We start from the raw sequence: 21,160 nt of genomic DNA on the forward strand, positions 1-21,160 counted from the left end.
GTCCCGGGGCACCAGGCCCCGGCCGGGCGGTCGGCGCAGCACGAGTCAGCGCAGCACTCCCTCGATGAAGTCCCCGCCGAGGCGCGAGACCACGCTCAGGTCCAACTGGTGCTGCACATAACGGCCCTGCCGCCGCGTCGTGATCAGCCCGGCCTTCTTCAGCACCGTCAAGTGCCGGGATATCTCCGGCGCCGTCATCCCGTGCGCGTCGGCCAGTTCACCGGTCGTGTACGGGCCGCGGGCCAGATGCCGGCACAGGCGCATGCGCACGGGGTGGGCGAGCGCCGACATCCTCCGGGTCAGCTGCTCCACGGACGGCGGCGAGGCGAGACCCGGTGCGGCCACGGGGTAGTGGATCACCGGCTGCCAGGCGTGCCGGTGCAGCACCATCAGGTGCGGCCAGCCGAGGCTCGTCGGCACCAGGACGAGGCCGCCCTGTGCCGTCACCGTGCGGCCCGACACGACCTTGTCGACCGATACGGTGCGCCCCGACTCGTCCATCGAGACGGCCGCGGACACGGACGTGAGCGCCTCCCGCATCCCCTTGCGCCGCAACAACTCCTTCTTGTGCCGGGCGTCCGCGGCCAACTGGTGCTGCAAGCGCGGCCAGGTGTCCGCGAAGAACGCCTCGTCGCAGTCCTCCATCAGCTCGCGGAACCAGGCGCGCATGGCCGGCGGATCGTCCAGGAGGCGCTGGGTGAACCGCACCTGATGCGCCCCGCGCGCCGCCGCCAGCTCGAGGGCGCGCTCACGCGTGCGCGGGTCCGACAGGCGGCCCGGGCCCGGATTCCCGTACGACAGCTGGCAGGTGAACTCCAGTGCGGCATCGACGAATTGCTCGTCGGACAGCTTGTCCAGCAGGTCGAGGTCCTCGGCGAGCGTGGCCCCCGGCAGCATGCGCTGCCCCGGGATCCCGGCGAACGGCATGAAGACGTCGGAGAACGTCGTCCGCCACAGGAAGTCCGCCTCGCACAACCGGTCCGCGAGGCACGCGTCCAAGCGCGCGGACACACTCGTCGCCCACCCCTGGAGGCCCGGGTGGTGCGCGGGCTCCGCCAGCGCGTGCAGCGCCGTACCCAACTCGGCCAGGGGCGAGGGCACCACGCTGATCCGCTCGGGCGTCAGGCCCGCGATGTCGATGCTCACGCTCATGACCCCATGGTGCACGCCGCCACTGACAGTCGGGTCGTCGATTGACGGCTCCCGTCAATCGACGTGACCACGCGGCGGCGCCGGGCGCAGTCTCTTACTCATCAGCCCCGAAGCGCAGCAAACAGGATGTTTTCTGGGTGTAGCGCGACAATCGAGATGAAGAGTGAGGTATCCGACATGAGCGTCACGCAGCAGTACGCCATCGACCTCTACCGCGCCGCCCAGCGCGGCGAAGCGGCCCCGCCGGCGCCCGGCCTGCACGACGTGGCCGCCCTGCGGGAACTGCGCGACTACCGCCGGTTCAAGGCGGTCGTGGCCGGCCGCCCGGCCCGCGGCCGGATCCGGGCGGCGCTGACCCGCCGGCTGTCGGGGCGCCGCTTCTCGGGCCGCCGCGGCCACCCCGCCGGTTGCTGAGCCCTTACGAGGGGGTGCGCTCTTACGAGTTACGAGGGGGTGCGCTCCTACGAAGCGATCCGCTCCACGAAGTCCGCGACGGCCGCGCGGACGTCGTCCGGGTCCCACTCAAGACCCGCCGCGGCGACCGTGACCTCCGTCGTCGCGAACCCCGGCACCGCGCCCTCGGCCCGCCAGGACCCGAACAGCGCCGTCCGCGTCTCCTCCGCCTGCGCGATCGCGGCCTCCGTGAGCGCCTCGGCGTCGTAGGGCAGCCAGACCCGGAACTGGTGCGTGTGCGGCACCTCGGGGAACACCCGCGCCCCGGCGACACCCGCCTTGGCGAAGCCCTCCCGCAGCGCCTGCGCGAGCACGCGCGCGTGCGCCACGTACTCGGGAAGCCGTGGCAACTCCCGCTCAAGACCCACCAGCGCCGCGATCGCCTGCGGGAACTGCTGGAAGACCTGGCCGCCGTAGCGGTGCCGCCACGTCCTGGCCTCGCCGACGAACGACCGCGGGCCCGCGAGCACCGCGCCGCTGAGGCCGCCGAGCGACTTGTAGAACGAGACGTAGACGCTGTCCGCGAGTTCCGCGATCTCGTCCAGCGGGCGCCCGAAGTGCGCCGTGGTCTCCCACAGGCGGGCCCCGTCGAAGTGGATCACGGCGTCACGCGCGCGTGCCGCCTCGCAGACCTCCTCCAGCGCCTCCCAGGTGGGCAGCACGAACCCGGCGTCCCTGAGCGGCAGTTCGAGCATCAGCGTCCCGAACGGCTCGTCCAGGTCGTGCACGTCGTCGGCGTCGATCTGCCGCGCCGCCTTCGTGGGGTGCACGGTGCGCAGCCCCGCCACCGTGGTCAGCGCCTCCCGCTCGTGGACCTCGGGGTGCGCCAGCGGGTGCAGGGCCACCGTGGAGTTGCCGGTCCGGCCCGCCCAGCAGCGCAGCGCGACCTGCTGCGCCATGGTGCCGGTGGGGAAGAACGCGGCCGCCTCCTTGCCGAGCAGCGCGGCGACCTCCGCCTCCAGGTCGGCCACGACGCCGCCCCCGTAGACGTCGACGTCGTCCGACAGGTCGGCCACCGTCGCCGCGGCGGCGGACAGGCTCTCCCAGCGCTCGCCCAAGGTGGCCTCGTTCGGCCTGCGGCCCAGGGTGCGCTCGGCGCCCCGCAACGCCGCGATCAGCCGTTCGGCCCGCGTCTTCTCGGAGGTGGCAGTGTTCTCGGCGGTTCCGTCCATCTGTCGATCATGGCGCACCGGCGTGCGCTTGCCCACAGCCTGTGGACGGCCGGGCCCCTCGCCCACAGATAGCGTTAACATGACGAGAAATCGTCCGGTACCCCGAGCGGACTGGAACGGAAGGCCATCGCCTCGTGACTACACCCTCTCCGAACCCACGATCCGAGCCCATGGATCCCAAGGACCGCCCCGCCCGTCTCACCGTGGGCGTCGTCGGCGCGGGCCGTGTCGGTCCCGCGCTCGCCGCGTCCCTGCAACTGGCCGGGCACCGCCCCGTCGCCGTCTCCGGAGTCTCCGACGCCTCCGTGCGGCGGGCCGCGACGCTGCTGCCCGACGTGCCCCTGGTGCCGCCCGCCGAGGTCCTCGCGCAGGCCGACCTGGTGCTCCTCACCGTCCCTGACGACGTCCTGCCGGGCCTCGTCGAGGGATTCGCCGAGACCGGCGCCGTACGGCCGGGACAGCTGCTCGTGCACACCTCGGGACGGTACGGCGCCAAGGTCCTCGAACCGGCGCTGCGCGCGGGCGGACTGCCGCTCGCGCTGCACCCCGCGATGACGTTCACCGGCACCGCCGTCGACGTCCAGCGGCTTGCGGGCTGCTCGTTCGGTGTCACCGCGCCCGAGGAGCTGCGGCTCGCCGCGGAGGCCCTGGTCATCGAGATGGGCGGCGAACCCGAGTGGATCGCCGAGGAGAACCGCGCGCTCTACCACGCGGCCCTCGCGCTCGGCGCGAACCACCTGGTCACCCTGATCGCGGAGTCCATGGAGCTGCTCCGCGAGGCGGGCGTGGGCGCTCCCGACCGGATGCTGGGCCCGCTGCTCGGCGCGGCGCTCGACAACGCGCTCAGGTCCGGCGACGCGGCCCTCACGGGCCCGGTGGCGCGCGGCGACGCGGGCACCGTCGCCGCCCACATCACGGAGCTGCGCAAGCACGCCCCGGGGACCGTCGCCGGCTATCTCGCGATGGCCCGTGCGACCGCCGACCGCGCGCTCGCGCACGGCCTGCTGAAGCCGGAGCTCGCCGAGGACCTGCTGGGCGTCCTCGCGAGCGGTACGGAGGAGACCCGATGAGCCCCACGGACTCCATAAAGGCGATCCCCACGGGGACGTCGCATGTGCGGCTCGTTCACAAGGGCGCGGACATGCGGGCACGCACGCGTACCGGCCGGCGTGTCGTCGTCATGACGATGGGCGCACTGCACGAGGGCCACGCGACCCTGATCCGTGCGGCCAGGGCCCGCGCGGGGGCGGACGGCGAAGTGGTCGTCACCGTCTTCGTCAACCCGCTCCAGTTCGGCGCGGGCGAGGACCTCGACCGCTATCCGCGCACCCTGGAAGCCGACGTGAAGATCGCCGAACAGGCGGGCGCGGACGCCGTGTTCGCCCCGTCCGTCGACGAGGTCTACCCGGGCGGTCAGCCCGAGGTCCGCATCACGGCGGGCCCCATGGGGGAGCGGCTCGAAGGCGCCTCACGCCCCGGCCACTTCGACGGCATGCTCACCGTGGTCGCCAAGCTGCTGCACCTCACGCGCGCGGACGTGGCCCTCTTCGGCCAGAAGGACGCGCAGCAACTCGCCCTGGTGCGCCGCATGGTGCGCGATCTGAACTTCGACGTGGAGATCGTCGCCGTGCCCACGGTCCGCGAGGACGACGGGCTCGCGCTCTCCTCCCGCAACCGCTACCTGTCCCCGGCCGAGCGCCGCAGCGCGCTCGCCCTCTCCGACGCCCTGTTCACGGGCCGCGACCGGCATGCGGCCCAGGAGGCGCTGCGCGCGCGTGCCGCCGAGAGCCCGACCCCGCACGCGCGGGCGAAGGCGCTCGGCAAGATCGGCGAGGCGAGGGCCGCCGCCGACGCACACGCCGTCGCCACGGCCTCCCCGGGCCGCCCCTCGGCCGTCCTGGCGGCGGCCCGCATGATCCTCGACGAGGCGGGGCGCATGTCGCCGCCGATCGAGCTCGACTACGTAGCCCTGGTCGACCCGCGCGACTTCACCGACGTGACCGACGGCTTCGAGGGAGAGGCCGTCCTCGCGGTCGCCGCGCGGGTGGGCGCCACCCGCCTCATCGACAACCTGCCGCTGACCTTCGGAGGCCACTCGTGAGCAGCACCGGCATAAGGCTCCACGCCCCCACCCCCGGCTGGAACGTCGAAGCGGACGTCGTGGTCGTCGGCTCCGGAGTCGCGGGCCTGACCGCGGCGCTGCGCTGCGAGGCCGCGGGCCTGCGCACCGTCGTCGTCACCAAGGCCCGCCTCGACGACGGCTCCACGCGCTGGGCGCAGGGCGGCGTCGCGGCGGCGCTCGGCGAGGGCGACACCCCCGAGCAGCATCTGGACGACACCCTGGTCGCGGGCGCGGGAGTGTGCGACGAGGAGGCCGTGCGCACCCTCGTCACGGAGGGGCCCGACGCCGTCCGCCGGCTGATCGGGACCGGCGCGCACTTCGACGAGTCGGCCGAGGGCGACCTCCAGCTGACCCGCGAGGGCGGCCACCACCGCCGCCGCATCGCGCACGCGGGCGGCGACGCGACCGGGGCGGAGATCTCCCGCGCACTCGTCGAGGCCGTACGCGCGCGTGGACTGGAAACCGTCGAGAACGCCCTGGTCCTCGACCTGCTGACGGACACCGAAGGCCGCACGGCCGGTGTCTCCCTGCACGTCATGGGCGAGGGCCAGCACGACGGCGTCGGCGCGGTCCTCGCGCCCGCCGTCGTCCTCGCGACCGGCGGCATGGGCCAGGTCTTCTCCGCGACCACGAACCCGCACGTGTCCACGGGTGACGGCGTGGCCCTCGCCCTGCGCGCGGGCGCCGAGGTCAGCGACCTGGAGTTCGTCCAGTTTCACCCGACCGTGCTGTTCCTGGGCGCGGACGCCGAGGGACAGCAGCCGCTCGTCTCCGAAGCCGTCCGCGGCGAAGGCGCGCACCTGGTGGACGCGGACGGCGTGCGCTTCATGGTGGGGCAGCACGAACTCGCCGAACTGGCGCCCCGCGACATCGTCGCCAAGGGCATCACGCGCCGCATGCAGGAGCTCGGCGCCGAGCACATGTACCTGGACGCGCGGCACTTCGGCGCCGACATGTGGGAGACCCGGTTCCCCACGATCCTCGCGGCCTGCCGCGCCCACGGCATCGACCCGGTCACCGAGCCCATCCCGGTCGCCCCCGCCGCGCACTACGCCTCCGGCGGCGTCCGCACCGACCTCTTCGGCCGCACCACGGTGCCGGGCCTGTACGCGTGCGGGGAAGTCGCCTGCACGGGCGTCCACGGGGCGAACCGGCTGGCCTCCAACTCCCTTCTGGAAGGCCTCGTCTACGCGGAGCGCATCGCGGAGGACATCGAGCGCCGGCACGCGGAGAACAGCCTCCACGCGCGCGTGCCCGCGCCCGTCGAGCACCCGCGGACCCCGACGCACCCGCTGCTCCCCCCGGAGGCGCGCTTCGCCATCCAGCGCGTGATGACGGCGGGCGCGGGCGTCCTGCGCTCCGCGGACTCCCTCGCCGAGGCCGCCGCCCGGCTCGGCCGCATCCACGCCGAAGCGGTCAACTCCCTGACGGAGAACGGGAAGACGGCCGAACCCGGCGTCGACACCTGGGAGGCCACCAACCTCCTGTGCGTGTCCCGCGTCCTGGTCGCCGCCGCGCGCCGCCGCGAGGAGACCCGCGGCTGCCACTGGCGCGAGGACCACCCGGACCGCGACGATGCCACGTGGCGCCGCCACATCGTCGTACGCCTGAATCCGGACCGGACCCTGGCCACGTACACCACCCCCACAGCAGACTTCCCGGCAACGGCAGAGAACCCTCAGGAGCAGTGACCGACGTGAGCGCCAACCCCGACCTCCCCCTCGCCGACACCGGCGGCTGCGGCGACAACTGCGGATGTGCGCAGCGCGCCGACGAGAACGGCGAGCACGCCGCCGACGTCATGGAGTGCGGCCTCGACCCGTCGCTCGCCCAACTGCTGCTCGACGCGGGCCTGCACCCGGTCGAGATCGAGGACATCGCCCACATGGCGATCACCGAGGACCTGGACGGCGGCGTGGACGTCACGACCGTCGCCACGATCCCCGAAGAGGCCGTCGCCACCGCCGACTTCACGGCCCGTGAGGCGGGCGTCGTGGCGGGCCTGCGCGTCGCCGAAGCGGTCATCTCCGTCGTCGCCGCGGACGAGTTCGAGGTCGAGCGGCACGCGGAGGACGGCGAGCGGGTCGAGGCGGGCCAGAAGCTGCTCTCCGTCACCACCCGCACCCGCGACCTGCTCACCGCCGAGCGCACCGCGCTCAACATCATGTGCCGCCTCTCGGGCATCGCGACGGCCACGCGCGCGTGGGCGGACGTTCTGGACGGTACGAAGGCGAAGGTCAGGGACACCCGCAAGACGACGCCCGGCCTGCGCTCCCTGGAGAAGTACGCGGTCCGCATGGGCGGCGGCGTCAACCACCGCATGTCTCTGTCGGACGCGGCCCTGGTCAAGGACAACCACGTGGTCGCGGCCGGTGGCGTGGCCCAGGCCTTCCAGGCCGTGCGCGAGCGCTTCCCCGGTCTGCCGATCGAGGTCGAGGTCGACACGCTGCACCAGCTGCGCGAGGTTCTCGACGCGGGCGCCGACCTGATCCTCCTGGACAACTTCACGCCCGGCGAGACGGAGGAGGCCGTGGCGATCACCGACGGCCGCGCGCTCCTGGAGTCCTCCGGCCGCCTCACGCTGGAGAACGCCGCCACGTACGCGAAGACGGGCGTCGACTACCTCGCCGTGGGCGCCCTGACCCACTCCTCGCCGATCCTCGACATCGGCCTCGACCTGCGCGAGGCGGACGCCTGATGCTGCTCACCATCGACGTGGGCAACACCCACACCGTTCTCGGCCTGTTCGACGGCGAGGAGATCATCGAGCACTGGCGCATCTCCACGGACGCGCGCAGAACCGCCGACGAACTCGCCGTCCTGCTCAAGGGCCTGATGGGCATGCACCCGCTGCTCGGCGACGAACTGGGCGACGGCATCGACGGGATCGCCATCTGCTCGACCGTCCCCTCGGTCCTGCACGAGCTGCGCGAGGTGACGCGCCGCTACTACGGCGACGTACCCGCCGTCCTGGTCGAACCCGGCATCAAGACCGGCGTCCCGATCCTCATGGACAACCCCAAGGAGGTCGGCGCCGACCGCATCATCAACGCGGTCGCGGCCGTCGAGATGTACGGCGGCCCCGCGATCGTCGTGGACTTCGGCACGGCCACGACCTTCGACGCGGTGTCCGCGCGCGGCGAGTACGCGGGCGGCGTGATCGCGCCTGGCATCGAGATCTCGGTCGAGGCGCTCGGCATGCGCGGCGCCCAGCTGCGCAAGATCGAGCTGGCCAGGCCGCGCAGCGTCATCGGCAAGAACACGGTCGAGGCGATGCAGGCGGGCATCGTGTACGGGTTCGCGGGCCAGGTCGACGGGGTCGTGAACCGGATGGCGAAGGAGCTCGCGGAGGACCCGGACGACGTGACCGTCATCGCGACGGGCGGGCTCGCGCCGATGGTCCTCGGCGAGGCCACGGTGATCGACGAGCACGAGCCGTGGCTGACGCTGATCGGGCTGCGGCTGGTGTACGAGCGGAACGTCTCGCGACTCTGAGGCACGCCCGGAAATTGCCGGTTAAGCCGATTTGTCCGTAATAGGCCGTACCGTCATTTCATGCCCACGCCCTACGGAAATCGCGGCGGCATGGCGTTCGGTGCGGAAGAGCTGCGTGTGCTCCGACGCGCCCTCGCCCTCGCCCTCCATCCCAGCCCCGTCTCGGACGAGGACGTCCGGGCCTGTCTCCGGCTCGCGGAGTCGGTCGACGAGACGACCCGGGAAGGCATCCGCCTGCGGGCCTTCCTCCGCTCCGACCTCGACCGCTACCGGGCCGCGCTGCCCGGCTCCGCCCCCGGCTATCTGAGCCTCCTCAAGGAGGCTCTGGCGGCCGGTCACAGGCCTGGCGCCGACGACCTCGCGGCGCTGCGCGCACTGCCCGGGAACCCGGGCGCGGCGGCCCTCCTCGCCCGCTGCCGCGACCTGGCGGAACAGGGCGTACGCGACAAGTTCGACGCGCTGTACCGGACCCGCGTCCCGGCCTCCCGCACCCACCTGCTCGCCCTGCCCGGCGGCCTGTCGGCCGCGGACGCCGACAAGCCCGCGCGCCCGGCCCCCGAGACCCCCCAGCGCCCGGTCCCCACCCCGGCCGAGGTCTTCCCCCCGAAACGCCGCCCCACCCAACCCCCGGCCCCGCCGCAACGGCTGGCCGTCGGGTAGCTACTCTGGGGGTATGGACTACGTCTCCGCGCTCGTGCCCCCGGTCGTGATGGCCGCGTTCTTCATCGGTCTGATCGTGACCATCGTGAAGTCGCAGGGCGGCGACAAGAAGGCCAAGGAGGACGCGGCCGTCGACGCCGCCATCGCGCGCGCCGAAGCCGCCCGGCAGGGCGGCGGCGCGCAGCAGGACGCGACCGCCTGAGCGCGGACGCGGCCGTACGGAAACCGCAGTGAGGGGCGCCCACCGGGCGCCCCTTTTGTCATTGGTCGGCGATCATCGCCACGTCCCACGTTGAATTACCGACTTCTCCCACTATTGTGCTTCTCGTGCCGCGCCCCTTGGGAGAACTCGAAGACGCAGTGATGACACGGGTGTGGAAGTGGAACCGCCCGGTCACCGTGAGGGAAGTCCTGGAGGACCTCCAACAGGAACGGTCCATCGCCTACACGACCGTCATGACCGTATTGGACAATCTCCATCAGAAGGGCTGGGTGCGCCGCGAAGCGGAAGGCCGGGCCTATCGATATGAGGCGGTCTCCACACGGGCCGCGTACTCCGCCGCGCTGATGAACGAGGCCTGGGCGCAGAGCGACAACCCGGCCGCCGCGCTCGTCGCGTTCTTCGGGATGATGTCGCCGGGACAGCGCGAAGCACTCAGGGACGCCATGCGGATCGTCTCGCCCGAACTGCCGGCCGAAGTCCCCTCGGCCCCCGAGGAAGCGGGCGACGGAGCCGGGCGATAGCGTCCGGGCATGCCAGCAGAGCTCCCCGAAGTCGGGTCAACCGTCGAATCGACCCGTAAAGCAGTGACCGTACGCAGGGCGAGGACGGCCGATGTGCCCGAGGTGCGCCGCCTGCTCGACGCGTACAGCCGACAGGGGATCCTGCTCGACAAAGCCACCGTGACGCTTTACGAGGACATCCAGGAGTTCTGGGTCGCGGAACGCGACGACAACGCCGCTGTGGTCGGCTGCGGCGCACTGCACGTCATGTGGGAAGACCTCGCGGAAGTCCGCACGCTCGCGGTCGATCCGCAGGTCAAGGGGTCCGGTGTCGGACATCTGCTGCTCGAGAAGCTTCTTCAGACCGCGCGCTGGATCGGTGTTCGGCGGGTTTTCTGCCTCACCTTCGAAGTCGAGTTCTTCGCCAAGCACGCCTTCGTGGAGATCGGCGAGACACCCGTCGATACGGTCGACACCGATGTCTACAGTGAGCTGCTGCGTTCCTATGACGAGGGCGTAGCGGAGTTCCTCGGTCTCGAACGAGTGAAACCGAACACCTTGGGCAACAGCCGGATGCTTCTGCATCTGTGATCGCTGCCGGACGCTATTCCGGCATGCGTGCTCGCAACGGTTCCCTATGTCCGAATCGCGCATGTTTTTGGGTCGGTCGGGCAGTGTTCAACTCCGAGATCTCTCCCCCGATCTCAGCCAGGGGTTTGTGTTTTTCGGGCAAAAGCGGTTTGCTTTCCGACGTACTGCAGTACTGCATATAACAAGGGGACGGCGAATCAGCGGCCGTGGTCGCGGGGCCGCCCTTCAGATTTCGATGAAAGGAAATCCGGTGGCACAGAAGGTTCAGGTCCTTCTTGTCGATGACCTCGACGGTGGCGAGGCGGACGAGACCGTGACGTTCGCGCTCGACGGGAAGTCGTACGAGATCGACCTCACCACCGCCAACGCGGACAAGCTCCGTGGCCTCCTCGAGCCGTACCTCAAGGGCGGTCGTCGCACCGGTGGCCGCTCGAGCGGCCGGGGCAAGGCGCGCGCCACGTCCGGCGGCGGCAACCAGGACACCGCGCAGATCCGCGCGTGGGCGAAGGAGAACGGCTACGAGGTCAACGACCGCGGCCGGGTTCCCCAGTCGATCCGCGAGGCCTACGAGAAGGCCAACGGCTGACGGGACGGCCGCATTGGTCGCTTTGTTGACGTGGTCGCCGGCGCAGCCGCGCCGCGACGCAGGCGGGCCCGGTGGCAGTGTGTCGCCGCCGTGTCCACGAGGCGTACGAGATCGGGGGCGCCCCCACCGCCCCCCACGACCGACCAGGTCGAGACGGCCGTCAGGGTCGTCAGGGCCGGTAGCACCGGTTCCACCTCGCAGCCGGGCTCGGGGGGCCGCACCCACACAGCGGCCTCCTGCGAGCCGGACCACCCCGGAGGCGTCGGCGCGTCGATGAGACCGCCCGCCCCGACGGCGACGAGATCCAGGGGCAGCGCCCCCCATTCCAGCCAGTCGAGCAGCCCCGGCAGTTCGTCCGCGCTGCCCGCCGCGACGAGCAGCCGCATCGTTTCCCCGCACACGGCCACCGGTGACCGGGGATCGAGTCTGCGCAGCATCGCGAAGCCGGCGTCGGCCGGCACCTCCAGGACGTCGAAGCGCAGCCCGGTGTGCAGCAGTGCGCCGTCGGGCCCCGCCGCGGTCGCCCAGCCGAGCTGATCCTCGTACCACCGCCGCACCGGATCGCGTCCGGTGTCGGTCAGCGGGGGCCGGGGAGCGGGAACGGTCGTGCCGGAAGTGGTGACCATGCCAGGAGCAACACCCACCGACGCCCCGGGGTTACGCACCGTCGCCGACCGCATGCGTAGTGTGTCCGGAAAAGGGGCGTACGGGAGCGCTGGGCGGCGCAAAGTTGTTCGCCCGTAGCGGAGGGAACCGGGGTGCGCCGCATGGAGTGTCAGTCCTTACGGGTAAGACATCCCTAGTGGGAGGGGCGACACGTGCGGAACGGGCAGTCTGCGTTCGCCATCGGCGTACTGATGGTGGGGGTATCTGCCTGGCCTGCGGGAACATCGTCTCGCACCATCGGGTTGGAGCAGTTGTCGGCGTTCGGGGCAGGAGACCATGAACGGGTGTCGGCAGATGGAATGAGCGGTCCCCGCTTGCGGGACTAAGCTGCGGAAGGACAGGGAGGGGACCGACCCCTAACTGCCTGACCGCTCTGAGGAGCGATTAACGATGTTCGAGAGGTTCACCGACCGCGCGCGGCGGGTTGTCGTCCTGGCTCAGGAAGAAGCCCGGATGCTCAACCACAATTACATCGGCACCGAGCACATCCTCCTGGGCTTGATCCACGAGGGCGAGGGTGTCGCCGCTAAGGCCCTGGAGAGCCTCGGGATTTCGCTCGAGGCGGTCCGCCAGCAGGTGGAGGAGATCATCGGCCAGGGCCAGCAGGCCCCGTCCGGCCACATCCCCTTCACCCCCCGTGCCAAGAAGGTCCTGGAGCTGTCGCTCCGCGAGGCCCTTCAGCTGGGCCACAACTACATCGGCACGGAGCACATCCTGCTCGGCCTGATCCGCGAGGGCGAGGGCGTCGCCGCCCAGGTCCTGGTCAAGCTGGGCGCAGACCTCAACCGGGTGCGGCAGCAGGTCATCCAGCTGCTCTCCGGTTACCAGGGCAAGGAGACCGCCACCGCCGGCGGTCCTGCCGAGGGCACGCCCTCCACGTCCCTGGTGCTCGACCAGTTCGGCCGCAACCTGACGCAGGCCGCTCGTGAGTCCAAGCTCGACCCGGTCATCGGGCGCGAGAAGGAGATCGAGCGCGTCATGCAGGTCCTGTCGCGCCGGACCAAGAACAACCCGGTCCTGATCGGTGAGCCCGGCGTCGGCAAGACGGCGGTCGTCGAGGGACTGGCCCAGGCGATCGTCAAGGGCGAGGTGCCCGAGACGCTGAAGGACAAGCACCTCTACACGCTTGACCTCGGCGCCCTGGTCGCCGGCTCCCGCTACCGCGGTGACTTCGAGGAGCGCCTCAAGAAGGTGCTCAAGGAGATCCGCACCCGCGGCGACATCATCCTGTTCATCGACGAGCTGCACACGCTGGTCGGTGCGGGTGCCGCGGAAGGTGCCATCGACGCCGCTTCGATCCTGAAGCCGATGCTGGCCCGCGGTGAGCTCCAGACCATCGGTGCGACGACGCTCGACGAGTACCGCAAGCACCTGGAGAAGGACGCGGCCCTCGAGCGCCGCTTCCAGCCGATCCAGGTCGCGGAGCCGTCGCTGCCGCACACGATCGAGATCCTCAAGGGCCTGCGCGACCGGTACGAGGCGCACCACCGTGTGTCCATCACCGACGAGGCCCTCGTCCAGGCCGCGACCCTGGCCGACCGGTACATCTCGGACCGCTTCCTGCCGGACAAGGCGATCGACCTGATCGACGAGGCCGGTTCCCGGATGCGCATCCGCCGGATGACCGCGCCGCCGGACCTCCGCGAGTTCGACGAGAAGATCGCGGGCGTGCGTCGCGACAAGGAGTCGGCCATCGACTCCCAGGACTTCGAGAAGGCGGCCTCTCTCCGCGACAAGGAGAAGCAGCTGCTCGCCGCGAAGGCCAAGCGCGAGAAGGAATGGAAGGCCGGCGACATGGACGTCGTCGCCGAGGTCGACGGCGAGCTGATCGCCGAGGTCCTCGCGACCGCCACCGGCATTCCGGTCTTCAAGCTGACCGAGGAGGAGTCCTCGCGTCTGCTGCGCATGGAGGACGAGCTCCACAAGCGGGTCATCGGCCAGAAGGACGCCGTCAAGGCGCTCTCCCGGGCGATCCGCCGTACGCGGGCCGGTCTGAAGGACCCGAAGCGTCCGGGTGGTTCGTTCATCTTCGCGGGCCCGTCGGGTGTCGGTAAGACCGAGCTCTCCAAGGCCCTCGCCGAGTTCCTCTTCGGTGACGAGGAGGCGCTGATCTCCCTCGACATGTCGGAGTTCAGCGAGAAGCACACGGTGTCGCGTCTCTTCGGTTCGCCCCCCGGTTACGTGGGCTACGAAGAGGGCGGTCAGCTGACCGAGAAGGTGCGGCGCAAGCCGTTCTCGGTGGTTCTTTTCGACGAGGTCGAGAAGGCCCACCCGGACATCTTCAACTCGCTGCTGCAGATCCTGGAGGACGGTCGCCTGACCGACTCCCAGGGCCGCGTCGTGGACTTCAAGAACACGGTCATCATCATGACGACCAACCTTGGAACCCGTGACATCTCGAAGGGCTTCAACCTCGGCTTCGCGGCCCAGGGCGACTCGAAGTCCAACTACGAGCGCATGAAGAACAAGGTGTCGGACGAGCTCAAGCAGCACTTCCGCCCCGAGTTCCTCAACCGTGTCGACGACGTCGTCGTCTTCCCGCAGCTCAGCCAGAGCGACATCCTCGAGATCGTCGACCTGATGATCACGAAGGTGGACGAGCGCCTGAAGGACCGCGACATGGGCATCGAGCTCTCGCAGTCCGCCAAGGAGCTGCTCTCGAAGAAGGGCTACGACCCCGTGCTCGGCGCGCGTCCGCTGCGTCGCACGATCCAGCGCGAGGTCGAGGACAGCCTGTCGGAGAAGATCCTCTTCGGCGAGCTGCGGCCGGGCCACATCGTGGTCGTGGACACGGAGGGCGAGGGCGAGAACAAGACCTTCACCTTCCGCGGCGAGGAGAAGTCGGCGCTGCCCGACGCCCCGCCGATCGAGGACGCGGCTGCCGGTGGCGGCCCGAACCTGAGCAAGGAGGCGTAACCCCTCCGGGGCGAGCCTGATACGGGTGGGCCCGAGCTGTTCCTGACGGAACGGTTCGGGCCCATCCGTTTTTAGCGTTTTGCGCGTGGAAACACGGCGACCTCGGCATCGGGGAATAGCGGGGCGTAGCGCTCGGCCGGGAAGGTCTTGCCGGGGCTGGTCTGCAGGGCCACCTCGCGTACGCCGGGGAAGCGAGACGGTAGCGCGGACAGGTCCTCAGCGCCGTGCAGGGCGAAGAGGGTCAGCGCCTCGACTCCGGGGAGTTCGGGCAGCGCCGCGATCGAGTCGCGGTGGTCGCTGAAGAAGGCCGCGTGCAGGAAGAGGCCAGCCAGGGCAGGGAGTTCGGCTACGTAGCGCCAGTCCTGGGCGGTTGGTGGGGCAGTGAGGGAGCCGAGGCTCAGGGCGGTCAGGGTGGGCCAGCAGCTGAGCCCGCGCAGACCGGTGGTGCGGGTGGCTTCGCCGCCCAGGTAGAGAAATTCCAGCGCGGCCCCGGTCGGCAGAGCGTCGGCGAGGGAGTCAGCCGCGAGCTCCCCTTCGAGCGTCAGGCGGCGAAGCGAGTTCAGGGCGGACAGGCCCGTGAAGTCATGGGCCCCGTACTGGAGGTAGGCCAGCGGTAGGTCGGCGAGGGCGCCGAGTCCATGTGCATTCGGGCAGCCAGTCACCATGAGGCTGTCCAGGGCGGAGAACGCGGCCAAGGTGCCGAGGTCCCCGGCCAGCGGATTGTCCTGGACGTTGACAACCGACACAGCCTCCGGGGCAGGGATCGCGGCGACCACGTCGGTCAGCGCGTGCGGACCGCGGAAATCGAGCCACTTCCAGGGGCGCATCGCGGGCAGCTCCAGGCGTTGCTCGTCCGTCTCGCACGTGACGTACAGGTCGTCACGTCCCAAGTGGTCGAGGACCTCCGACGCGTACTCGCGGGTGTCGAATCGGCGCCATGTACCCGCCAGCTGACGCCGCACCTCCAACGACGGATGCGCGCGGAACCGCCGCAGCACCCCTAGCGCGCCCGCCGGTTCGGCGCTGCCAAGGAGTGAGGCGGTGATCGCCACCCCGTGCGCCTCCTCGTCGGTCAGCCCATCGGGCCCCGGCAGCAACTCCAGCACGAGAGGCCCCGCCTCGGTCAGCTCGTGGGCGGCGTCGCGGTCGCGGGGCGGGGTCAGCGCCCCCGCCGCCCGCTCAACTTCTCCCCTCACCCCCGGATCCAGCGCCGTCGCATGCTCCAGGCACGCCAGCGCGAGGAGCGTGAGGCGCGGCGTTGCCGGTGACAGCAACTCCCGCAACAACTGCGCCCGTTCGCCGGGGCGGGCGTGGGCGACGGCCATGCGGATCGCGTCCTCGCCCTGCGGGTCGTCGGCGAGGCGCTGCACGAAGGGGAGGGCGTGGCCCTCCTCCACGGCGTAACGGGCGGCCAGGTAGTCCTGGAAGGTGCGGTGGCCGAAGTCGACCGTGTCGGCGGTGGGTTCGCGCAGCAGGCCGCTCCGTAGGAGCAGGGTGCGCAGGACGGTCGCCGCGTCTCCGTGCGCCGCCGCGGAGGCCACGGCGGGCAGTCGGCGCTCCAGTGCGCCGATGGCGTGCTCGCGGCTCATCTCGGTGCGGCCGCTGAGGACGAGCGCGTAGGCGAGGTGCTGGAGGAGGTCGATCTGGGCCTCCTCGGCGAGTTCGGGCACGGCCATGCCGCGCTCCCGGTCGCGCCGGGCCAGCAGCATCGTCAGGGCCGCGTCGTACAACTCCTTGCGGCCGGTGGGCAGATAGCCGCGGCGTTCGCGGTGCAGGGCGCAGATCAGGCCGCACATCAGGGGGTTGGTGGCGAGGCGGGCGAGGTCGCGTTTGGTGCGCAGCGAGTCCAGGAGCGCGGCCTCGTAGGGCAGGGCGTCGGCCGCCGTGTGCCAGCGGTGCACGAACGTGGCGACGTCGGCGGAGCGCATCGGCGGCAGCAGCACCTCGCGAAAACCGCTGTCGGCGAGCCATTCGGGCCGTACCGCGGTGGGGCGCGAGGTCAGCAGCCAGCGGTTGCCGGGGTGGGCGTCGACGAGCGCGAGCAGCCAGTCGCGCACCCGGTGGCGGTCGGCCGTGGGGATCTCGTCGAGGCCGTCGACGAGGACGAGGGCGCGGGCGGCCCCGAGGACCCGCCCGGCCCACCCGGCGGGCGCGCTCAGCGGGCAGGACACCGCCGTCAGGAACGCCTCGGGGGCGGGCAGCGGACCGGCCGCCAGCGTGCGCAGCGGCAGCACGAACGGGACGCGGTCCCCCTCTGCCGCCGCCCGGGTCGCCAGCCACTGGATCAGCGTCGTCTTGCCAGAACCCGCGTCGCCACGCAGCAGCACCCGCTCGCTGCCCTGGCCGGTGCCGTCGCCGAACGCGTCCTCGGCGCGGATGCGGACGGGCGTGGCGGGCGCCTCGGTCTCCGCGTTGAAGGCGCCGGCAGGCGGCGCGGCCGTCGCCTCCAGGCTCAGATACGCGACGTCGAGGGGCCAGCGCTCGGGGGCCTCGCGCAGGTCGATGCCGTAGATGGTCAGGTGCCGGTGGCGGTCGGCGATGTGCCGGGCGTAGCGCTCCTCGAAAGCGGTGTCGGCCGCGTCGGCGGGCGGCGTGCGGGCGATCAACTCGTCCGTCTTGGCGAGGAGTTCGGCCTGCTCCCGGCGCTGCTCGACCAGGGTGCGGGGGACAAAGGTGGACCGCTGGGTGAAGAACTGCAGCACCTGTCGGCAGGCCTCGTCGACGGCCGCGTCGAGGAAGAGCCCGGCGTCGGCCGACAGCCCGTGCGAGGCGGGGGCCGCGTGGCGCAGCGAGCGGGCCAGTGCGTGCTGGTCGAGGCGGGCCGCCTGTACGTCGTCCATGGTGAGGCCGCCGAGGGCGGACAGCGTGGCGGCCAGGGCGAGGGTGAGCGGTTCGGCCTCGTCGGCGGGGAACGGCGCTTCGCCCGGGGTGCGTGCGGCGGCGGTGACGAGGGCGCGGGCGATCCGCTCGGCGTCGGCGCCGTCCAGGGCGCGCTTCTCGCCCCGGAAGGAGATCGGCCCTGACAGGCGTACCGGCTTGTCCGTCAGGCCCGCTCCCGGGCCCTCCTGGACGAGAAGTTTCTTGAGCGCCGGGGCGATCACGCTCGAGGCCAATCGTGTGCCGAGGGCAGCGGGATCCATGGTTCGGGAGCGTAGCCCCGGTCACATCCGTGCGGGGTTGGATCTTGCCGGTCGGTGACATGCCGCACAGGACGTGCGTCACGTACTAACGGAAATAGTGGTGCGGGAGTGGTTTGGGCGTGCTGTTACGCCGTCGATGGGTTCTGGTGAATTGTCCGTTTCGGTGTGGAGGGTGGTCCGGCGAGCGTGCGCAGTCCGGCCGTACGGCGATGAAGTGCGGTTAAACCAAGAATGAGTGTATAAATCGGGCAGCTTTGGTCCCGGTCGAACTGACGAACGTCCCGGGGTGTCGTCGGGGCGCGCCTACGAGGCGATGTCGTAGATAGGCGTTTTGGGTGGTGATGGGGGGTGGGGTTACCAAGGGATGGTCGGCCCGGCAGCACGAGGCAGTGCGCCGGGTCCCCTCATGTCCCCGTTCGAGAGGTCTGCCCATATGTCGAAGCGCACCCAGTCCCACCGCCCCGGTACGTCGATGCTCCGTAAGCGGGCTGCCGTCGTGGCCGCCGGATTCGGAGTGTCGGCGCTGCTCGGGACCGGGGCCGCGGTCGCCGACTCCGCAGACGCCACGTCCCTCCCCGGCATCGCCTCGACGTCCGTGGAGGCGCAGGCCACCGCGCAGGCCAAGGCCGCCGAGAACGCCGCGAAGGCCAAGAAGAAGGCCGAGGCGAAGAAGAAGGAGGCCGAGGAGAAGAAGGCCAAGTCCTGGATCGACCCGGTCAAGGACTACGAGCTCTCCGCCGGCTACTCGCAGGGTGGCGCGATGTGGGCGAGCGGCCACCACTCCGGCCAGGACTTCGCGGTGCCGGTCGGCACCGACGTCTCCGCCGTGCACGGCGGCACCGTCGTCAAGGCCGGCGGCAACGGCGCCGGTGACGGCGCCGCGTACGGCAACGCCATCGTCATCAAGCACAGCGACGGCACGTACTCGCAGTACGCGCACCTGTCGCGGATCGACGTGAAGGTCGGCGACAAGCTCACCACGGGCGACCACATCGCGCTGTCCGGCGACACCGGCAACTCCAGCGGTCCGCACCTGCACTTCGAGATCCGTACGACGCCGGACTACGGCTCGGCGGTCAACCCCGTCTCCTTCCTGAAGAAGGAGGGCGTGAGCGTCTGACGACGCCCGCCGTACCGGCCCGTCAGCTGTGATGGGCCTGCGTGACCAGGTCGGAGGCGACCTCGAGGATGGCCTTGCGCTTCTGCTCGGGGTCGCCTTCGACGTCTCTCAGGACGAACATCCCGGCGTGCATCGAGAACAGCGCGCTGAAGCAGCGGACCCGGTTGGTCAGCGTGACGTCCTCGGGGAGCAGATGGTCCAACAGGGACGTCATCCGCTCCTTGAAGTTCTCGCCGATGCTCAGCTCGCGCATCGTCGCCTGGTTCTCCTGCATGAAGCGGAAGAGCGGGGCCGCGTCGGAGAGCGCCTTCGAGTAGTGGCCCAGGATCTCGAGCTTGGCCTCCAGTGTCGGCGGCTGCTCGGCGGCCCACGCGATCACGTCGTCGATCGGCTTCATCAGGTCCGTGAAGAGGCTGACGACGATGTCTTCCTTGGTCTTGAAGTGGTAGTAGAGAGCGGCCTTCGTCACACCGAGGCGCTCGGAGATCTCACGCAGTGAAGTCTTCTCGTAGCCCTGCTCGGCGATGAGCTCCAAGGTCACGTCCTGAATGCGCTGGCGGGTGTCCCCGCGTCGCTGCTGCGGCTTGTTGCTGCCCGTGACCATCGGCTGCTGCCCTTCGTGCCCTTGGAGAAAAACTTACTTGACGCCCGGCTAGTTGGCGCTCTACTTTTCCCATTGTAGGTAACTAGCCGGGCGACAAGTAAGTCCCGGGTGACGCAGGGGGAGTGGGGACCATGACACAGGCGGCCGTGCAGCCCGCGACAGCGGATCAGGAGCCGGTGAAACAGCCGCGCAGCGTGCGGGTCGTGCTGCTCGCGCTGATGCTCGCCATGTTGCTCGCCATGCTCGACAACATGATCGTGGGCACCGCGATGCCGACCATTGTCGGCGAGCTGGGCGGGCTCGAGCACTTGTCGTGGGTCGTCACCGCGTACACGCTCGCGACGGCGGCCTCCACGCCGCTCTGGGGGAAGATCGGCGACATGTACGGCAGGAAGGGCGCCTTCCTGACCTCCATCGTGATCTTCCTGGTCGGCTCCGTGCTCAGCGGAATGGCCCAGGACATGGGGCAGTTGATCGGCTTCCGGGCCATCCAGGGGCTCGGTGCCGGTGGCCTGATGGTCGGCGTCATGGCGATCATCGGCGATCTGATTCCGCCGCGTGAGCGGGGCAAGTACCAGGGCATGATGGCCGGCGTGATGGCGCTCGCCATGATCGGCGGGCCGCTCGTCGGCGGCACCCTCACCGACCACCTCGGCTGGCGCTGGGCCTTCTACATCAACATCCCGCTCGGCATCGTCGCCCTCGTGGCGATCACCGCGGTGCTGCATCTGCCGAAGAAGCGGGCCGGGGGATCCATCGACTATCTGGGCGCCGCGCTGCTCACCGTCGGCATCACGTCGATCGTGCTCGTGACCACGTGGGGCGGGAGCGAGTACGCCTGGGACTCCGCCGTGATCATGGAGCTGATCGGGATCGGCGTCGCCGCGCTCGTCGGGTTCGTGTTCTCGCAGACCAGGGCCGCCGAGCCGATCGTGCCGCTGCACATCTTCCGCAACCGCAACTTCACGCTGATGTCCGTGATCGGCTTCATCACCGGCTTCGTGATGTTCGGCGCGGTGCTGTTCCTGCCGCTGTACCAGCAGTCCGTGCAGGGCGCGTCCGCGACCAACTCCGGTCTGCTGCTGCTTCCGATGCTGCTCGCGATGATGGTCGTCTCGCTGATCGCGGGGCGGGTCACCACCAACACCGGCAAGTACAAGGTGTTCCCGGTGGCGGGCAGCGTCCTGATGGTCGCCGGGCTGTTCCTGCTCGCGCAGATGGACACGGGGACCTCGCGGTTCACGTCCGGTCTGTACATGGCCGTGCTCGGCGCCGGGATGGGCTGCCTGATGCAGATCACGATGCTGGTCGCGCAGAACAGCGTGGAGATGAAGGACATAGGCGTCGCGTCCTCGTCCACCACCCTGTTCCGCACGCTGGGTTCGTCGTTCGGCGTCGCCATCATGGGCGCGCTGTTCAACAACCGGGTGCAGGACGTCATGGCGGAGCGGGCCGGGGCGCTCGGCGGGAAGGTCACCGAGCAGTCGGCGCAGCTGGACGCGGCGAGCCTGGCGAAGCTGCCGGAGCAGGCGCGGGACGCCTACCAGTTCGCGGTCTCGTCCGGCACGCATTCCGCGTTCCTGCTGGGTGCCGTGGTGGCCGTCGGTGCGCTGATCGCGGCGGTCTTCGTCAAGGAGGTCATGCTGCGCGGCGCGGCCCCCGAGCCCAAGAAGCCGGTCGAGGACGCCGCACGCAGCGGCGGGACGGTCGCAGAGTCCGTCTGAGCGGAGCCGCTGCCCTCGGCTTGAACGGTCCCCGGC

Annotated in this window: 19 protein-coding genes; 14 read left to right on the forward strand and 5 right to left on the reverse strand. The window is 70.6% G+C overall.

The window, feature by feature from the left end:
• Positions 1-45: 45 nt before the first annotated feature.
• Positions 46-1,152 carry a DUF5937 family protein gene (locus ACP4E5_RS25185; protein ID WP_425832355.1) on the reverse strand — a complete coding sequence of 369 codons (1,107 nt, stop codon included), beginning with the start codon at positions 1,150-1,152 and terminating at the stop codon, positions 46-48.
• Between the two features lie 177 nt (positions 1,153-1,329).
• Between ACP4E5_RS25185 and ACP4E5_RS25190 the strand changes: the two genes are divergently transcribed.
• Positions 1,330-1,566 carry a hypothetical protein gene (locus ACP4E5_RS25190; protein WP_425832357.1) on the forward strand — a complete coding sequence of 79 codons (237 nt, stop codon included), beginning with the start codon at positions 1,330-1,332 and terminating at the stop codon, positions 1,564-1,566.
• Between the two features lie 47 nt (positions 1,567-1,613).
• Here ACP4E5_RS25190 and ACP4E5_RS25195 read toward each other — a convergent pair whose 3' ends face one another.
• Positions 1,614-2,777 carry a threonine aldolase family protein gene (locus ACP4E5_RS25195; protein WP_425832359.1) on the reverse strand — a complete coding sequence of 388 codons (1,164 nt, stop codon included), beginning with the start codon at positions 2,775-2,777 and terminating at the stop codon, positions 1,614-1,616.
• A gap of 170 nt (positions 2,778-2,947) precedes the next feature.
• Here ACP4E5_RS25195 and ACP4E5_RS25200 point away from each other — a divergent pair, with 170 nt between their 5' ends.
• From ACP4E5_RS25200 to ACP4E5_RS25245, 10 genes are all read left to right on the forward strand, one after another.
• Positions 2,948-3,847 (forward strand): Rossmann-like and DUF2520 domain-containing protein, encoded by a 900-nt coding sequence (locus tag ACP4E5_RS25200; protein ID WP_425832361.1) that lies wholly within the window; start codon positions 2,948-2,950, stop codon positions 3,845-3,847.
• Between the two features lie 71 nt (positions 3,848-3,918).
• Positions 3,919-4,878 carry a pantoate--beta-alanine ligase gene (gene panC, locus ACP4E5_RS25205; protein WP_425841636.1) on the forward strand — a complete coding sequence of 320 codons (960 nt, stop codon included), beginning with the start codon at positions 3,919-3,921 and terminating at the stop codon, positions 4,876-4,878.
• Positions 4,875-6,590: an L-aspartate oxidase gene (locus ACP4E5_RS25210; protein ID WP_425832363.1), complete on the forward strand. Its 1,716-nt coding sequence runs from the start codon at positions 4,875-4,877 to the stop codon at positions 6,588-6,590. The genes panC and ACP4E5_RS25210 overlap by 4 nt, the downstream gene beginning before the upstream one ends.
• Positions 6,587-7,597 carry a carboxylating nicotinate-nucleotide diphosphorylase gene (gene nadC, locus ACP4E5_RS25215; protein ID WP_425832365.1) on the forward strand — a complete coding sequence of 337 codons (1,011 nt, stop codon included), beginning with the start codon at positions 6,587-6,589 and terminating at the stop codon, positions 7,595-7,597. The genes ACP4E5_RS25210 and nadC overlap by 4 nt, the downstream gene beginning before the upstream one ends.
• Entirely contained in the window at positions 7,597-8,394 is a 798-nt protein-coding gene (locus tag ACP4E5_RS25220; protein WP_425832367.1) for a type III pantothenate kinase, read from the forward strand. The genes nadC and ACP4E5_RS25220 overlap by 1 nt, the downstream gene beginning before the upstream one ends.
• Before the next feature lie 60 nt (positions 8,395-8,454).
• Positions 8,455-9,054 (forward strand): hypothetical protein, encoded by a 600-nt coding sequence (locus ACP4E5_RS25225; RefSeq protein WP_425832369.1) that lies wholly within the window; start codon positions 8,455-8,457, stop codon positions 9,052-9,054.
• Between the two features lie 13 nt (positions 9,055-9,067).
• A complete protein-coding gene (locus tag ACP4E5_RS25230) occupies positions 9,068-9,256 on the forward strand; it encodes a hypothetical protein (RefSeq protein ID WP_425832371.1) in 189 nt (62 codons plus the stop codon).
• A 125-nt stretch (positions 9,257-9,381) separates the two neighbouring features.
• On the forward strand, positions 9,382-9,798 hold the full coding sequence (locus ACP4E5_RS25235) for a BlaI/MecI/CopY family transcriptional regulator (protein ID WP_326020051.1): 417 nt from the start codon (positions 9,382-9,384) through the stop codon (positions 9,796-9,798).
• Positions 9,799-9,807: 9 nt separating this feature from the next.
• Positions 9,808-10,368 (forward strand): amino-acid N-acetyltransferase, encoded by a 561-nt coding sequence (locus tag ACP4E5_RS25240; protein WP_326020024.1) that lies wholly within the window; start codon positions 9,808-9,810, stop codon positions 10,366-10,368.
• A gap of 250 nt (positions 10,369-10,618) precedes the next feature.
• Positions 10,619-10,954, forward strand: coding sequence for a histone-like nucleoid-structuring protein Lsr2 (locus ACP4E5_RS25245; RefSeq protein WP_266711306.1), 336 nt, complete (start codon positions 10,619-10,621; stop codon positions 10,952-10,954).
• Here the strand turns inward: ACP4E5_RS25245 and ACP4E5_RS25250 are convergent.
• On the reverse strand, positions 10,933-11,580 hold the full coding sequence (locus ACP4E5_RS25250) for an SCO3374 family protein (RefSeq protein WP_425832374.1): 648 nt from the start codon (positions 11,578-11,580) through the stop codon (positions 10,933-10,935). The genes ACP4E5_RS25245 and ACP4E5_RS25250 overlap by 22 nt on opposite strands.
• A gap of 430 nt (positions 11,581-12,010) precedes the next feature.
• Between ACP4E5_RS25250 and ACP4E5_RS25255 the strand changes: the two genes are divergently transcribed.
• The gene (locus tag ACP4E5_RS25255; protein ID WP_425832376.1) at positions 12,011-14,536 is read left to right on the forward strand and encodes an ATP-dependent Clp protease ATP-binding subunit; all 2,526 of its coding nucleotides are present in this window, start codon (positions 12,011-12,013) and stop codon (positions 14,534-14,536) included.
• Positions 14,537-14,607: 71 nt separating this feature from the next.
• On the opposite strand, the gene ACP4E5_RS25260 is transcribed toward ACP4E5_RS25255, so the two are convergent.
• The gene (locus ACP4E5_RS25260; protein WP_425832378.1) at positions 14,608-17,676 is read right to left on the reverse strand and encodes an NACHT domain-containing protein; all 3,069 of its coding nucleotides are present in this window, start codon (positions 17,674-17,676) and stop codon (positions 14,608-14,610) included.
• 433 nt (positions 17,677-18,109) lie between these two features.
• Here ACP4E5_RS25260 and ACP4E5_RS25265 point away from each other — a divergent pair, with 433 nt between their 5' ends.
• Positions 18,110-18,796, forward strand: coding sequence for a M23 family metallopeptidase (locus ACP4E5_RS25265; RefSeq protein ID WP_425832380.1), 687 nt, complete (start codon positions 18,110-18,112; stop codon positions 18,794-18,796).
• A gap of 22 nt (positions 18,797-18,818) precedes the next feature.
• Here the strand turns inward: ACP4E5_RS25265 and ACP4E5_RS25270 are convergent, their stop codons facing one another.
• Positions 18,819-19,400 (reverse strand): TetR/AcrR family transcriptional regulator, encoded by a 582-nt coding sequence (locus tag ACP4E5_RS25270; RefSeq protein WP_425832382.1) that lies wholly within the window; start codon positions 19,398-19,400, stop codon positions 18,819-18,821.
• Positions 19,401-19,531: 131 nt separating this feature from the next.
• Here ACP4E5_RS25270 and ACP4E5_RS25275 point away from each other — a divergent pair, with 131 nt between their 5' ends.
• Positions 19,532-21,124 (forward strand): MDR family MFS transporter, encoded by a 1,593-nt coding sequence (locus ACP4E5_RS25275; protein WP_425832384.1) that lies wholly within the window; start codon positions 19,532-19,534, stop codon positions 21,122-21,124.
• Positions 21,125-21,160 lie beyond the last annotated feature (36 nt).

The organism is Streptomyces fractus (genome assembly GCF_049844455.1).
In the GTDB taxonomy this organism is placed as follows: domain Bacteria; phylum Actinomycetota; class Actinomycetes; order Streptomycetales; family Streptomycetaceae; genus Streptomyces; species Streptomyces fractus.